This window comes from Candidatus Bathyarchaeota archaeon (assembly GCA_026014735.1).
Taxonomy (GTDB): Archaea; Thermoproteota; Bathyarchaeia; order Bathyarchaeales; family Bathycorpusculaceae; genus Bathycorpusculum.
The window spans coordinates 263,123-276,970 of sequence record JAOZHT010000001.1; the positions used below are offsets into that span (position 1 = coordinate 263,123).

14 protein-coding genes are annotated in these 13,848 nt (G+C 49.7%); 6 read left to right on the plus strand and 8 right to left on the minus strand.

The genetic code is table 11. The features are described 5' to 3' along the window. Position 1: 1 nt before the first annotated feature. The 3 genes from radA to NWE93_01310 all read right to left on the minus strand — a co-directional run bounded on the left by radA (position 2) and on the right by NWE93_01310 (position 2,705). Positions 2–1,006, minus strand: coding sequence for a DNA repair and recombination protein RadA (gene radA, locus NWE93_01300; protein MCW3998857.1), 1,005 nt, complete (start codon positions 1,004–1,006; stop codon positions 2–4). A gap of 329 nt (positions 1,007–1,335) precedes the next feature. Continuing rightward, positions 1,336–1,812 carry a DUF2267 domain-containing protein gene (locus tag NWE93_01305; GenBank protein ID MCW3998858.1) on the minus strand — a complete coding sequence of 159 codons (477 nt, stop codon included), beginning with the start codon at positions 1,810–1,812 and terminating at the stop codon, positions 1,336–1,338. Between the two features lie 86 nt (positions 1,813–1,898). Then, on the minus strand, positions 1,899–2,705 hold the full coding sequence (locus NWE93_01310) for a hypothetical protein (protein MCW3998859.1): 807 nt from the start codon (positions 2,703–2,705) through the stop codon (positions 1,899–1,901). Positions 2,706–2,915: 210 nt separating this feature from the next. Here NWE93_01310 and NWE93_01315 point away from each other — a divergent pair, with 210 nt between their 5' ends. Both NWE93_01315 and NWE93_01320 read left to right on the plus strand, forming a co-directional pair. Beyond that, positions 2,916–3,578 carry a phosphoribosyltransferase gene (locus NWE93_01315; protein MCW3998860.1) on the plus strand — a complete coding sequence of 221 codons (663 nt, stop codon included), beginning with the start codon at positions 2,916–2,918 and terminating at the stop codon, positions 3,576–3,578. 5 nt (positions 3,579–3,583) lie between these two features. Next, a complete protein-coding gene (locus NWE93_01320; protein ID MCW3998861.1) occupies positions 3,584–4,225 on the plus strand; it encodes a dienelactone hydrolase family protein in 642 nt (213 codons plus the stop codon). Position 4,226: 1 nt separating this feature from the next. On the opposite strand, the gene NWE93_01325 is transcribed toward NWE93_01320, so the two are convergent. From NWE93_01325 to NWE93_01335, 3 genes are all read right to left on the minus strand, one after another. Continuing rightward, the gene (locus tag NWE93_01325) at positions 4,227–4,655 is read right to left on the minus strand and encodes a hypothetical protein (GenBank protein MCW3998862.1); all 429 of its coding nucleotides are present in this window, start codon (positions 4,653–4,655) and stop codon (positions 4,227–4,229) included. A 99-nt stretch (positions 4,656–4,754) separates the two neighbouring features. Next, on the minus strand, positions 4,755–5,072 hold the full coding sequence (locus NWE93_01330; protein ID MCW3998863.1) for a hypothetical protein: 318 nt from the start codon (positions 5,070–5,072) through the stop codon (positions 4,755–4,757). Positions 5,073–5,214: 142 nt separating this feature from the next. Beyond that, positions 5,215–6,051, minus strand: coding sequence for a zinc-ribbon domain-containing protein (locus NWE93_01335; protein ID MCW3998864.1), 837 nt, complete (start codon positions 6,049–6,051; stop codon positions 5,215–5,217). A gap of 149 nt (positions 6,052–6,200) precedes the next feature. Between NWE93_01335 and NWE93_01340 the strand changes: the two genes are divergently transcribed. Next, positions 6,201–6,392, plus strand: a complete 192-nt coding sequence (locus NWE93_01340; protein MCW3998865.1) for a hypothetical protein — start codon at positions 6,201–6,203, stop codon at positions 6,390–6,392. 43 nt (positions 6,393–6,435) lie between these two features. On the opposite strand, the gene NWE93_01345 is transcribed toward NWE93_01340, so the two are convergent. Continuing rightward, entirely contained in the window at positions 6,436–7,170 is a 735-nt protein-coding gene (locus NWE93_01345) for a creatininase family protein (GenBank protein MCW3998866.1), read from the minus strand. Positions 7,171–7,353: 183 nt separating this feature from the next. Here NWE93_01345 and NWE93_01350 point away from each other — a divergent pair, with 183 nt between their 5' ends. Further along, positions 7,354–8,676 (plus strand): right-handed parallel beta-helix repeat-containing protein, encoded by a 1,323-nt coding sequence (locus tag NWE93_01350; protein ID MCW3998867.1) that lies wholly within the window; start codon positions 7,354–7,356, stop codon positions 8,674–8,676. Between the two features lie 30 nt (positions 8,677–8,706). Here the strand turns inward: NWE93_01350 and NWE93_01355 are convergent, their stop codons facing one another. Continuing rightward, entirely contained in the window at positions 8,707–9,720 is a 1,014-nt protein-coding gene (locus NWE93_01355; protein MCW3998868.1) for a hypothetical protein, read from the minus strand. Positions 9,721–10,356: 636 nt separating this feature from the next. Between NWE93_01355 and NWE93_01360 the strand changes: the two genes are divergently transcribed. Further along, positions 10,357–12,879: a hypothetical protein gene (locus NWE93_01360; GenBank protein MCW3998869.1), complete on the plus strand. Its 2,523-nt coding sequence runs from the start codon at positions 10,357–10,359 to the stop codon at positions 12,877–12,879. 158 nt (positions 12,880–13,037) lie between these two features. Beyond that, entirely contained in the window at positions 13,038–13,469 is a 432-nt protein-coding gene (locus NWE93_01365) for a fasciclin domain-containing protein (protein ID MCW3998870.1), read from the plus strand. Positions 13,470–13,848 lie beyond the last annotated feature (379 nt).

A 13,848-nucleotide genomic window follows, 5' to 3' on the forward strand; every position in this document is an offset into this window, starting at 1 on the left:
GTTAGCGTCCACGGGTTGTTTTGGTTGCTTTCTCTTCCTCAGAGACATCTTCTATTCCGTTCTCGGTGACTTTAAGGATTTCCTCTCCCTCAGGCAAATATGGACTTGAAACCAGCCTTGCGATACGGATGGGTCCATGGGATGCACGGCGCAGGTAAACGCGGGTGTGGCTTGTGTGGCCGACGATGTTGCCGCCGATGGGGTGGATGGCGTCTCCGAAGAACTGGTCGGGTTTAGCCATAACCTGGTTGGTGACGACTGCGACAGCGTTGAATGCCCGTGCGAGAGCGACGAGTTTATGCATGTGTTTGTTTAGTCTCTGCTGACGCGAGGCAAGCATTTCTCTGCCGATGTATTCACTTCGGAAATGCGCGGTTAATGAGTCAATGATGATGAGGCGTATGTTGTTGGCTTTGATGATTTCGTCGGCGTTTTCAAGCAGAAACATTTGGTGGTCGCTGGTGTAGGCTTCAGCGTAAATGATGTTTTTGACGGCTTCCTCAGGGTCTAATCCAGCGAACTTGGCCATCTGCACGATGCGTTCCAGCCGAAAAGTGTTTTCTGTATCCACGTAGAGGGCTGCGCCGCTGAGTCCTCCGCGTTCAGGCGGAAGCTGCACGTTAATGCAGAGTTGATGGCACATCTGGCTTTTGCCGCTGCCGTATTCCCCGTAGAATTCCGTTATAGTTTGGGTTTCCAAGCCGCCGTCCACGATTTTATCCAGAGCTTTGCTTCCTGTGCTTAGTCGCAGGACGGTTTTGCGCATCTTGAAGAGTTCGTCTGCGCGGATAAATGCTATGCCCACAGAGGAGCGCGCTGCTTCGATGATTTGGAAGGCTTTCTTTTCGCTGACACCGACGGGCTCGAGTTCGCGGCTAGTCGCCATCGCCAACGATTCGACGGTGTGGTAGCCGAGTTCGCGGAGTTTCTGGGCGGTTGCGGGACCCACGCCGGGGAGATCCTCGATGAACTCGTATTTTTTCTTGTTTGCTTCCATCTGCAGCATTTTTTCGCTTTTTTCTTCTTCCTGCGGTTCCTCTGGCAGGTTAAAGTCGGTGTCTTCTGACATGGTTTTCACAGCTTAGCTTGATGTGTCGCTGGGCATATTTAAAACAATTGAATAAACTGCTTTTTCAATCAGTGGAGGGGTCACTGAAAGTGAACCTCACGACAAAATGAGCTTTCGTTTCGTTTCAAAAGGTTTGTTTGCTCTACAGGGGTCTCGCTTGCTCTGCCACCTCTACCCCCCTCTATTTATAGCAACATAGAAGCGGCATCTGCTGCTCCACCAACCTCTCCCTCCCCTTATATAAAGCCGCACAAAGATCCGTTTAGCTAGTAAACTGGGATTTCTGTTTTGCCCGAAGCCGTCTCTGCCTCCGGCGCAGTTTGAAACAGCCGCCTAATCTTATGCGGCATCGTCGAGGCGATTTTCTGTATTTCTCCGCCGCCCATCCGCCGGGTCAGCACCGCCGCCACAGCCTCAACCACTTCCTCTGCGTCGATGATGTCGCCCTGCGAATCATAATTCGCCTGCACATAGAGCAGAAACTCGTCGGCATCCCGCAGCTTCACTGGCTTCTCCCTAAGTGTATAGCCGTCAAGAAGCATCCCCTTCATGATAAGCGGCAGGTTCGCTGTGAGGTGCATGACTTCTTCGATGGTGGAGCGGTCGCGGATGGTTTGCAGCACGGCTTTGGTGGCTTTGTAGGCGTCGCTGCGGCGTTCCCAACCCAGCTCGGTTTGGATGTCGTCTAGCCACTCTATGGTGTTCTGGATTGCCCTGTCAAGAGCCAAAATTTTGGTTGACAAACATTCACGTCCAAGATGCTTGACAGGGGGTATGGCATAAAGGTTTGTGGGTGCATCATGTAGGCTACTTCTTTAAGCTGATATGGTTAGGCATGGGGCTGCCGTAGATTTCTCGGGCGTTTCTTGAAGTAAACCAGCAATATACCGCCAGCAATCGCCAGAGCCACTAACACTGCGGCTGCGACGGTGGCGAAGGGGAAAGGCTCTGGTTCCGCCACGTTAAACTCGACCGTCAGCGAATAGGGCCCCCTCACTGTGCCAACGGTGACAGTTACTTTGTGGTTTCCAATTGGTAAATCAGTTAAAGTAATGTTCCCAGTAATCCTTCCGTCCTTGACTGGGGCGCTATTAAAATCGTCTAGCAGATAAAGAACCCAGTTGATTTTTTCGGTGCTGGCAAATGTCAGGGCAACGTCGGTTTTGTTGCTGCCATCTACGGTGTAGGTTATGTTCTGGGGGGATAGCAAGGTGATTGGGTTTTTGAATTGCGTATCTATCATGAACTCCTTTGAGGCCGACATTTCGGTGCCTGCGTGGTCCTGCGAATAAACCGTAATCGTATGATTGCCTTCCATTAAATCCTTCAGAACCCCGGTGACTCGAAAAGTGTAACCGCCCACATCGTTCTCCCGCGTCAAATCAGTTAATGTAACGTTTGAGGCGCCGTCTAGGCTGTAGAGGAAACGCACGACCTCGGTGGAGCCGTTGCGAACCAACGCGGAGAAGCTCAGGGGGATGGTGGTGTTTGTGTAGACCTTCCAATCAGTCGGCGACTCCACAACCAGCCATGGTCCAACAAAGAAATTAGCTTGCGCCACCTCAAATTCGCTCAGCCCCGCGGATGAGATGAGAAGCACTGACAAGGCAAGTGCTATGGGAAGGGGTTTATTCAAGTCTTTGTCTCCACCGATATTGCTGATTCCGGGCTGGTTTTAAAGTGTTTTCGTCAAGAAACTTTGACTGGCATTCACAAACAATTTTGACTAACATTTTTTCTTCAGTTCAGAGGCATTACCATACTTTGTTGTCTTCTTGCGTAACTAACTAGTTTTATATCCAAACTCTCTCATAATTAATGTCGAATGTAGCTTGAGGTTTTGGTTATGACTTATTTTTCTGATCGCGTAGATGCTGGTAAGCGTTTAGCTGCTGCCCTTGAGGGTTTCTCCCGCGGCGGCGTTGTCCTTGCGATTCCACGGGGCGGTGTAGTTGTGGGCTACGAGATAGCTAAGGCGCTGGGGTTGCCGCTGGACATAATTATCCCGCATAAACTGGGTGCGCCCGACAACCCAGAGTTGGCGATTGGCGCCATAGCTGAAGACGGCACCGCCATCATAGACGATGACTTGGTCACCTACATGGGCGTCACCGAGGAATACATCGCTGAGGAAAGCGAGCGACAGAAACAGGAGATTCGCCGCCGCCTCGAACTATACCGCCAAACCCGCGCCGAACCCAACCTAACTGGGCGGGATGTGATTGTTGTAGATGATGGCATCGCCACGGGCTCCACGATGAAGGCGGCTTTAGCTTCGGTGAAGAACCGGGGAGCAGCAAGCGTAACCGTCGCGGTGCCGGTGGGGCCTCCCTCAACCATACAGGAGCTCAAGCAACTTGCAGACCGCGTCGTATGCCTCTATACCCCTGAGTATTTCCAGGCCATCGGGCAATTCTATCGGGACTTTAACCAGACCAGCGATGAAGAAGTCATCGGGCTTCTCAAAGATGGCAACCAGCGCCCAAAGCAGGGGGTGGCTGCGGTTTGAGCGAAATGGAAATGACCCTTAGAATCCCCGTTGGCTCCGCTGAGGTTGAGGGAAACCTGTTTTTGCCCTCTGGCACCCACGGCGTGGTGGTGTTTGCCCATGGCAGCGGAAGCAGCCGCTTTAGCCCCCGCAACCAATACGTCGCCAAAGAATTCAACAAAGCCCAGCTGGGTACGCTGCTGTTTGATTTGCTTACACCCGACGAGGAAGAGGAGGATGCGCTGACGGCGCAGTACCGCTTTGACATTCCCCTGTTGGCTGGGCGGCTGGTTGGCGTGACGCAATGGCTAAAAAATGATTCTAACACAAATCAGCTTGCCCTCGGCTACTTCGGAGCCAGCACGGGCGCGGCTGCAGCGTTGATGGCGGCTGCCAAGATGCCCAGTGATGTGGCTGCGGTGGTTTCCCGCGGCGGAAGACCTGACTTGGCAGGTGAATTTCTCTCTGATGTTCAGGCGCCGACGCTGCTGCTGGTAGGGGGTTTAGATGAGGAAGTTATCGATCTTAACCGTCAGGCTATGCGTCAGATGACAAACAAGAATCGCCTCGTCATAGTGGAGGGCGCCACGCATCTTTTTGAGGAACCCGGCAAACTCGAGGAAGTATCTAAGCTTTCGATGGATTGGTTTAGCCGCTACCTACGCTAATCTACTGGGCTTTAGGCTGATGCATCATCTTAAACAACGCATAATTCTCAGCCATATCCGCGGAGTAGAGGATGCTGAAAGCCAAAACCGCCTCCAATGGAACGTTCATGTACACTTTATCGCCTTGGGGTTGCAGCGCATTCTTCTCGGAAGTTAAAACGACGTTTAAGATGTCGCCTATTTCCAATTCGTCGCCTACAGGGTGGCCATCGGTGGTTTGCTCGTCGAGGGGGATGGCGGTTTTCCACGCGTTTGGACCGAAATCAATAATCACGTAGGGGCGTCCAAGCTGAAGCAGCGAGGAAACAGATATGGAGGGCATGCACTGTTGGCATTGGCCGGCAAGCTCGTTCATTTCGGTTTGGCTAAGGGGCACTACAAGAACTTTATGTTTTATGCTGGATTGATCTGTTACCGTAAAAAACTGCATATAAACCACAAATGGTTAATCATGTCTGGGGCTTTAACTTTTTCTATACGGCACCTCACGTAGAAGAGAGGAGAAAAAAAATGTGCGGTTCTTTGGCTTTTAGTTTTGGGGCGGTGGCGGCGGGGGCGAGTTGCTTGGGGCGTTGTTGTTGACGGTTACGTTGACGTGCACGTCTTGTTTCTTGTCTTTTTTAGTGAACATCATCAGAACCGTGAAGATGAGCCATGCGATGAAGCCGTAGATGACGCCGTTGAAGACCGAGATGATTGCGGTGACTGCGTCGACTGCGCCGCCTACAAAGTAGCCTGAGGCGGCTTCGGTGCCGGGTAATACCGTGTTGTAGATTGCTTGTCCGGGCGGTATTGCGGTGTTGCCTAGGGTTAAGACGACTAAAAGGGCAAAGATTGCCAGAAACACTAATGCTCCTTTAATACTCCATGCCTCCAAGCGCTTATTCAATTGCTGAAGATATAAGCTTTTTCGGCTTAACCAAGCCGCCTGCGACCCAGCATCCATTAAAACTCGTCAAATGCAAAACAAAAAAGGAAAAGAGGGCAAACTAAAACTTGATATTCACGGTCTTGGAGATGTAACCAAACGGCATCTTTACCCGATCGCCATATGCCCGTTTAAGCAGGTCAGTGTGGCCGCTGTTCTTGTCCATTCGAAACACATATTTGCCCATGCTGGAGCGGATTTCCGCTTCAAACTCATCCCGCTGATTCTGCTCGTAGCCGCCGCCTTTAAGGTGCACTTTGATTTCGTTTATGCTGTTGTTGTCGAGGGCAAAGTTGCCGGGGGTCTCCGATAAAATCGCGTCAGGAGGCATCGTGAGGTAGCGGCCGGTGAAGCCGAAGGTGTTTTTCAGCTGGTTAGCCCACTGCCCAAAGAAGCCTTTGCCATCCGCTTTAGCTTGATCTCTTGCTTGCTGCGCCGCATCCGTCACCATTTGGCTGGTGATCTGCGCAAAAATCAGCCGCTGAGACGTAACTACACCTGCATAGCTGTCGTATCGGCCAAGAGACTTCATCCTGCGCAACAAGATGACGCCATAGGTTTCTTCGCCGCTGGCCTGCGGCAACCGCTGAGGCGCTGGAGCTGAGGGCTGTGACGGCATCGCTGCTGGCGCAACTGACGAAGGCATGGCTGGCGCGGCGGGTGCAGGCGTCGGTGCTGCCGGCGGAGGCGGCGGTGGCGGTGGTGGAGGCACAGTGCTGAATGCGGGAGGCGCCGTGTAGTCTGAGGGGGGATTGTAGGCTGCCTGGGCTGGGCTGCTACTGATTTTGGGGCTAGGCTCGGTTGCTGGCGGCGGGGCTTGGGTAAGTGGGGCGCCGCAGCGTCCGCAGAATTTTGCGTTCGGAGTTATCTGGTTTCCACATTTTCCACAGTAAGGCATGCTGATTCACTGGTTAGCTATTGCTTTTCAGATACTAAAAAGCTTTCACCAACCTTCCTCCGCGGCTGCTGTCAACGGTTGCGTCCCCAGAAATCTTATATAAGGTCCCGAATTATTTTCTAGGTAGCGATTTTTTAGAAGGTGATTTTTTGGTTAAAAAACAAGGCGAACAATATCGTTGTGATGAATGCGGACTTGTCGTGATTGTTCAAGATCCATGCGGCTGCGAAGACACCTGTGAACTGGTTTGCTGCGGCGAACCCATGGAGGAAGTTAGCGCCTCAGAAAAGAAATCCTCATCAAAATCCTCTGCCCCCGCAAAAGCACCCAAGAAAGCCTAAGCTGCAGAGCATAAATCATCCTTTTCCTTTTTTCTCCTGAAAGTTACTCTTTTAGGGCACTGACCAATTTTTCCACTTCAGCGATGATGTACATGTTTAGTTTGTGTCCAATCTCCGCTGACGCAGCCGTGGGGTCGCCGTTGACTCCCTCGGGGAAGTACTCTTCAGGATGCGCCACCACCTCAAACCGTGGCAGATTCCAAACCCCCGCTTTTCCCTTTGACTTCACCAACTGGGGCGCAATATCCATCACCCTAGCCGTCTCAAGGGTGCCCGCATGTCCGTCTCCGGAAGCCGCATACTTGAAACCCACTTCCTCAGCGAAGTCAAAATCCGAAAGCACCATTATCCGCACCTGCTTCTGCTCGCCCTTAGCAACCACGTCCTGCGCCGCCAACCGAAGAGCAACCATATGCGAGTTGCCCGCGTGCCCGCTCATAACGATGATTCTGTGGAAGCCCCACCGCACAAGCTCCGAGAGCACATCATGTGCCAGATGGTAGAGCGTGTCGAATTGGATGGTGAGGGTGCCGGGGAAGTTGCGGGTGGCGTTGCAGATGCCGTAGCGGAGGGGAGGCGCGATTAGAGCGCCCGTTTTTTTAGCCACCTCTACCGCAACATATTCGGGTTGGATGCAGTCGGTGCAGAGTGGCAGGTGTTCGCCGTGTTCCTCGATGCTGCCTATGGGGAAAATTATGACTTTGCCTTCTTGGGCTGCTTGGGCGGCTTCGAAGGTGCTTAGCTCGTCAAGCCAGAGGTGCTGTTTTTTGGTTGCCATATCTGTAGTCAGAACGCGGCGCTTTTTCTACTTTTTGGCGCAGGTTATCCTCCATAAACCTCTGTTTTCGACAAGCCGCCGCATCCGCAAAATATGACACACCAGCTTTGATACGCTAAAGGCAATGGGGCATCCAAGCTCGATAATTTAAGCTTCTCTGAGAATAGATTAGTGGTTTTGGTTATGAGTCCTATTAAGAAGTATGAGCGTAGACGCTCCTCAGCTCTGTTTGATGTATCTGACTTTGCCGCGGCAGGCGACGGAGAAGCCGACGACAGCAAAGCCATAAACGACGCGATTTCAGCTGCAGCAGAAGCTGAAGGCGGAACTGTCCTTTTCTCCAAAGGCACCTACAGATGCCTAGCTATTCGACCTAAAAGCGCGGTTACCTTGCAGGGGCAGGGCTGGGGCGAAACCATCCTTAAGGGCTTTGATGACAAAAGCAACAGCGCCATAATCGACGGCACAGGCTACTTCTCCTACAAATCTCCTTTAACCGAATTTAACATGTATGACTTAGAGCTGGACGGCAAAGACATGAACCGAAGCGGCTACCACTACAACAGAAAAGGAATCGGCAACCAATGGATGAAAAACGCAGTTTTCAGAAGCGTCTTTGTCCACGACACCCCCGCCACAGCATTTGGCACCGACTTCACCATCAACGTCTACTTCATGGATTGCCTATGTACGGACTGCGGCACAGCTGGCGTTGTCGGCAACGGCGTGGGCAGCAACGGCTTTGGCATCGGCGTCAGCGACGTAACAGAGGTGGTGGTTTTCTCCGGCTGCCAAGCACTGGGGATAGCTAACAACGGCTTTACACTTGAGGCGCAGATAACGCAGGGCATCGGATACGCCAACATCACCGACTGCTACACTGAACGCTGTGGCAACGCGGGTTACTCGAATTCGGGGTCAAAGGGCGTAAACATCAAGGGTTGCACTGACAGCAGAAGCAAATACGGCGTGTACATAAGCTCGAATGCTTCCCAACCCGGCGACCAAACGATAATTACAGACAGCGAATTCATACATCAGCAGAGCCACGGCGTATACTCTGATTTGCCAATTAACAATCATCTTACCGTTAAGGGCTGCCTATTCACTGAATGCGGCGGCTCAGCCATCAAAAGCCTGGGTAGTTACTGCAGCTATTCAGATAACACCTTCAAAGGCTGCAGAGAAGCCACCGTAATCTGTCAGCCCGCCGGCGGCGCTGTGGGAAAAGGCTACCTGATAGCTAACAACCTGGTTTTAAACGGAGTTTCCACGGGTATACTTATCGACTCCTCTGATCAGGAAATCATCGGTTTACTAGTTAAAGGCAACATAATCCTCGATTGCAAGGGCGTGGGGATAAAGGCTGTATGCAAGCCCGGCGTTGCGTCCGGCAACTATACTGCTTCGGTTATCGAGGGCAACGTGCTAAACGGCAATGCTGAGCCGCAAGTGGATGTTTTAGGCGCTTCCGCTGGGCTGACTGTTAAGAATAACTATCAATGACCCCTCGTCAGTTGTTCAAAAAAAGCCAAGTTAACCTCTGAAGATATATAACAATAGGAAGAAAAGCAGGGGAATTATGATTGACAGAAGGAATCCCCAGCGGTTAACTGCCCTGGTTTGTTTCTCTTTTTTATAGTGGAAGTACTGCACGAAACCCGCGATGGTTACCATCAGGTTCAACGTTATGAAAACTAGGATAGAGAGCAAAAATAATCCGTAAATCGAGATGGTTGAAGAGGGTGGAACGCTGGCGCTTACCGTGAAATTGTAGAGCAGCGTGGTGACCAACATGGAAGTGTTCAAGCCTAGCCGTAACCCCACCGATGCAGGGTCTTTTAGGCTGAACAGGAAAGAAAAAGCTGAGACTATCGCGAAAATTGCTGGGGGAATCATGCTCTGGATGCTTGAGAGTATGAGTTGTCTATGCTGGGTTATTGTCATTTCTGCCCTGGGTAACTCTACCCCCAAGGGGTAAACATGGCTTGAGGTAGTTAAATTTACATTCGTGGTTACCCACCCTGAATTTTTAAAGCTTGAATCAAGGCCAGTTTGATTTACTAGCCATTCAAGCTCCGTATCGTAGCCGTGGGTAATTAGCTCTATGATTACTTTTATGTCGATGGAGTCAAGGGGGAAATCCTTGGCGTCCGGGGGAGTATTGCAGACCGCTGTAATCCGATAAATCTCATATTTCACTTGACTTGTCCGGTCGCTGCTTACCAGAACTGTAGTAGCAGGGTTAACGGGGTAGCCATTGAGTAAGTACCAATCGATGGTTGTTATGTTTGGGTCAATCCAGAAGAAATACAGAAACATATCCAAAGTGTAGGTGCCTGATCTATACTCATAAGTGTAGATGTTGTTTAACCAGACGCCTACAAACACTTGGTTATTTTCAAGGGTTCCGGATGGTGCTTCGAATGCGGGTGGCTGTGGGGTTTGAGCGCTTGTTTGTGTAGGCAGGAGAAAAAGCATGGAGGCGGCAACTAAGCACAGGCCAAGTTTATTGGCTATCTTTTTCTTTTCTCCGTGTTGTTTCTTCATGCTTCTCGATCCAATGGTTTGCTATAAAAGGAGATTATCTCTAACTGTGGGGGTTGCAGTCGATATCCCTTAAGTGCAGGATAAAAATGGCGATCAATCTGTGGAACAACAAGCATTGCCAAAGGTAAGACACGTTAACTTGGGGTATAAGCCTTTGTGGCTACTTCACATTACTTACAAAGCATACAAAGGCAATGACGGGGGCTTTCTGAATGGCTTGGACATCTATCGACGTGTGCAGTCACCTGGTGCTCATGATTATACTGTGATTGCGCCTGCAAACTCACCGATGGAGCAATAATCACTCGGTGCCTGATTCTTGTAGCGCTAAATTTTCTAGCACGGTAAAGTGGGGCTGTTTGAAGGAAAAGTTAGGGTCAGATTCTGTATATGAATAAAATGAGGGGGCGGTAAAGAAAGGGGCTGCGTAGTTGGCGGATGGTATAAAATTTTTATTCCCTTGGTTCGAAGCGTTCTTATTTTGTACTTTAATTATCTTCTATTTTCAAAATTGTATATTTAAACAACTATAATTTACTAAAGGATGCTTATTAGAAAAGCTTTTAAGCCAAACTCAATAGATGGAAAAAGGTATAGTTCCAAAAAAACTATACGTAATCTTTAGGAGAAAAATGAATGCATAAACACAAAATCTTAGTGGCAATTAGCGTAGTTATAGCTCTGACAATGATCCTGCCAATCAGCTTCATGCCAACAACCGATGCAGCCGAAATCAAAATGAAATCATACCCCTTCATAGGTGCAATGCCCAACCCCATCGGAGTAAACCAAGAAACATTACTCCATGTCGGTATATCAGCGCAGACAGCCTGGCCTCAAGTAGGCTGGGAAGGAATCACAGTAACAGTCACCAAACCCGACGGAACCAACCAAACCCTAGGTCCCTTTACTACTGACACAACAGGCGGAACAGGAACCAACTTTGTTCCAACAGTAGCAGGCACATACTACCTGACAACTAACTTCCCCGAGCAAAAATGCAAATATGCCGCAGCAGGCATACCCGCAAACACCACGATGCTCGCTAGCCAAAGCGAACCCCTAGCCCTAGTCGTAACAGAAGAACCCCGAACATTCTATCCCGATGACCCCTTACCCACCGAATACTGGAGTCGACCCATCAACACACAACTGAGAGGATGGGGCGCAATCGCTGGCAACTGGCTGACAACACCCAACAACAGATACGCACCCTACAATGACGCCCCCGAATCGCCGCACGTGCTTTGGGCACAACCCCTTGCAGAAGGCGGTGTAGTCGGCGGAGACTTAGGAGCAAACGGCTATGAAACAGGCGACGCATACGAAGGCAAATACGTCGGCAACGTAATCATCAACGGCGTAATATACTTCAACCGGCAAATCGCACAAAACGCAATGGCTGACTTCAACAGCTCCACCATCCAGCAAACCGTAGTCGCAATGGACCTGCGGACAGGCGAAATAATCTGGGAACAAGTTCTCGGAAACAATGAACGCGTTGCATTTGGTCAAACGATGTACTGGCAGACCATGAACATGTATGGCGGCTTTGCTTATCTTTGGACGACAGTTGGGACAACTTGGAATGCATACGACCCCTTGACTGGACGCTGGGAATGGAGCATAAAAGATGTTCCTTCAGGCACACGCGTGTATGGTCCTAACGGAGAAATCCTGATCTACACGGTAAACTCAGCAAGCGGCTGGATGACACAGTGGAATTCAACAACAGTCGGATACAAAACCTACTATGACTACTACATGTTAACTCCATCTACACAGGCAGTAGCGGGCTACTACTCGGAGCGATGGCGACCACAAGGCATAGTCTTCAACGCATCAAAAGGATACGATTGGAACGTAACCATATCTAAAGGCTTACCTGGAAGCGCAAACGGATACTTCCCCGGTGACGTGATCACAGGCGGAAACATAAACGCCACAGGAAAAGTCGTTGACGAAAAAATATCGATGTGGGCAATCAGCCTCAAAGACGGACAAGTCGGTACATTACTCTACAACAAAACATGGCAGCCTCCAGCGGGCGGATTAACATTGTCTTTCGGCGCAAGAAACGAAGTAGATGATTTAATAACCGTGCGTGCAAAAGAAATCGCAGCTTTCTTCGGCTTTAACATGCATACCGGCGAGTTCCTGTGGGGACCAACAGACTCCAGAGGATACATGGACTGGTTTATGGGTGGACCTGCAGGCGAAAACGGAATGATGGCTAATGGCATACTCTACTTAGGCACTGTCGCGGGCTCACTGCAAGCAATCGATGTTACAAACGGTGAAACCCTATGGACCTACAACATGTCGCAACCTTACACTGAACTAATGTGGGGCGGAGACAAATGGCCAATCGAATTCGGCTTCATTTCAGACGATAAAGTATACCTTTACCACTCTGAACACTCAGGTAACAGTCCCCTGCCAAGAGGCGCACCATTCGTTTGCCTTAATGCAACAACGGGCGATGTTATCTTTAGAGTCGACGGCTTAATCCGAGCTACCACATGGGGCGGCGACCCAATGATTGCAGATAGCGTCATAGTCGAATTCAACACATACGACAACCAACTATACGCTGTCGGCAAAGGCCCAAGCAAAACCACCATAACAGCCCCCAGCATAAGCGTTCCAGCAACCTCACAAGTTGTGGTAAGCGGCTATGTCACCGACATTTCAGCAGGCACAGAAGAATTCGCAAGAACCACAAGGTTCCCCAACGGTGTTCCAGCGGTTTCCGACGAAAGCATGGGTGCATGGATGAAATACGTGTACCAGCAATTCGCACGCCCCACTGATGCAACAGGCGTTCCAGTGACCCTTAGCGTGTTGGACTCAAACGGCAACTACCGAGACATTGGATCCACCACAACAGACGCTGACGGCTTCTACAGCTTCAACTGGACCCCCGATATACCCGGCAAATACACAGTCTATGCAAGCTTTGAAGGTTCAGCATCGTATTACCCCTCGCATGCAGTAGCATCTTTCGTAGCAGAGGAAGCACAGCCAACCGTAACTGCACAGCCAACAGCAACATTGCCACCACTTGACACCTACCTTATTGCTATGGGCGCAGCAATCCTGATCGCTATAGCAGTAGTCGGTGCTCTTATCCTGATGGCGATAAAGAAGCGGCCATAAAACAAAAACTTCCCTTTTCCTTTTTTTATTTTTTAAACTCGAAAACAATTTCATTTGTAGCATTCGGGTGTGATTGTCCTCCTGCAATCACATAATTTCTTTAGAGGCAACAGCTGCACAATCTGATGTTGTATTAGCAGAAAGTGAGGTGAATTTGTATGGCTGATATCGTTGATATCGCAATCTCTGCAGGTAACTTCAAAACTTTGGTGACTGCCGTTCAAGCAGCTGGATTGGTGGATACATTAAAAAGCCCCGGTCCATTCACGGTGTTTGCTCCAACCGATGAGGCCTTCGGAAAGCTGCCCGCGGGAACAGTTGATGGTCTCCTTAAGGATATTCCCAAGCTGAAATCAATCTTGACTTATCATGTTGTATCAGGAAAAGTCACTTTGGCTGATGTGGCTAAGCTTAAAACCGCCAAGACTGTTGAAGGCGAAGACGTTAAAGTTGACGCTCACCGATGGCACGGTCATAGTCTGCCCAAAATCAATGATGCAAATATTGTGAAAGCGGACATTATGGCAGATAACGGCGTAATTCATGTTATAGACAAAGTTTTGATGCCGCCGATGGAGATGGCACACTAAACTGCCGCAGCGTATTGATTCTACAGCTTCAACTGAATTCCTGGTGGGAAATAGGTCGCCCTATGCTATGAAGCATCGTTAATCCTGTTACATAAAGATTTTTTTTATACTTTTTATATCGAATGCTTATTCTGAAAACGAAGACTTCCGCGCATTTTGGCGATGAAAAACCAAGGCTTAATTTTTTCAAGCAAGTCCAAATAACCGCCCAATTATATCATTACAAATTTGATTTAACTAACACTTGAATAGCTAAGTCTAAGAATACTCTAGTGTCTACTTCCAAGACAATTACCCCTAAGAATCCTAACATAATTCTTAATTTTTGCCGAAAACCCCTGGCAATTTTACGTAACACTTAAGCAGTGCGAAACATTAC

Excerpts from the sequence above, each read along its gene's own strand:
- radA (MCW3998857.1), bottom strand. The coding sequence starts at position 1,006 with ATGCTGCAGATGGAAGCAAACAAGAAAAAATACGAGTTCATCGAGGAT.
- NWE93_01350 (MCW3998867.1), top strand. The coding sequence starts at position 7,354 with ATGAGTCCTATTAAGAAGTATGAGCGTAGACGCTCCTCAGCTCTGTTT.
- NWE93_01365 (MCW3998870.1), top strand. The coding sequence starts at position 13,038 with ATGGCTGATATCGTTGATATCGCAATCTCTGCAGGTAACTTCAAAACT.
- NWE93_01355 (MCW3998868.1), bottom strand. The coding sequence starts at position 9,720 with ATGAAGAAACAACACGGAGAAAAGAAAAAGATAGCCAATAAACTTGGC.
- NWE93_01345 (MCW3998866.1), bottom strand. The coding sequence starts at position 7,170 with ATGGCAACCAAAAAACAGCACCTCTGGCTTGACGAGCTAAGCACCTTC.
- NWE93_01320 (MCW3998861.1), top strand. The coding sequence starts at position 3,584 with ATGGAAATGACCCTTAGAATCCCCGTTGGCTCCGCTGAGGTTGAGGGA.
- NWE93_01335 (MCW3998864.1), bottom strand. The coding sequence starts at position 6,051 with ATGCCTTACTGTGGAAAATGTGGAAACCAGATAACTCCGAACGCAAAA.
- NWE93_01325 (MCW3998862.1), bottom strand. The coding sequence starts at position 4,655 with ATGCAGTTTTTTACGGTAACAGATCAATCCAGCATAAAACATAAAGTT.
- NWE93_01315 (MCW3998860.1), top strand. The coding sequence starts at position 2,916 with ATGACTTATTTTTCTGATCGCGTAGATGCTGGTAAGCGTTTAGCTGCT.
- NWE93_01360 (MCW3998869.1), top strand. The coding sequence starts at position 10,357 with ATGCATAAACACAAAATCTTAGTGGCAATTAGCGTAGTTATAGCTCTG.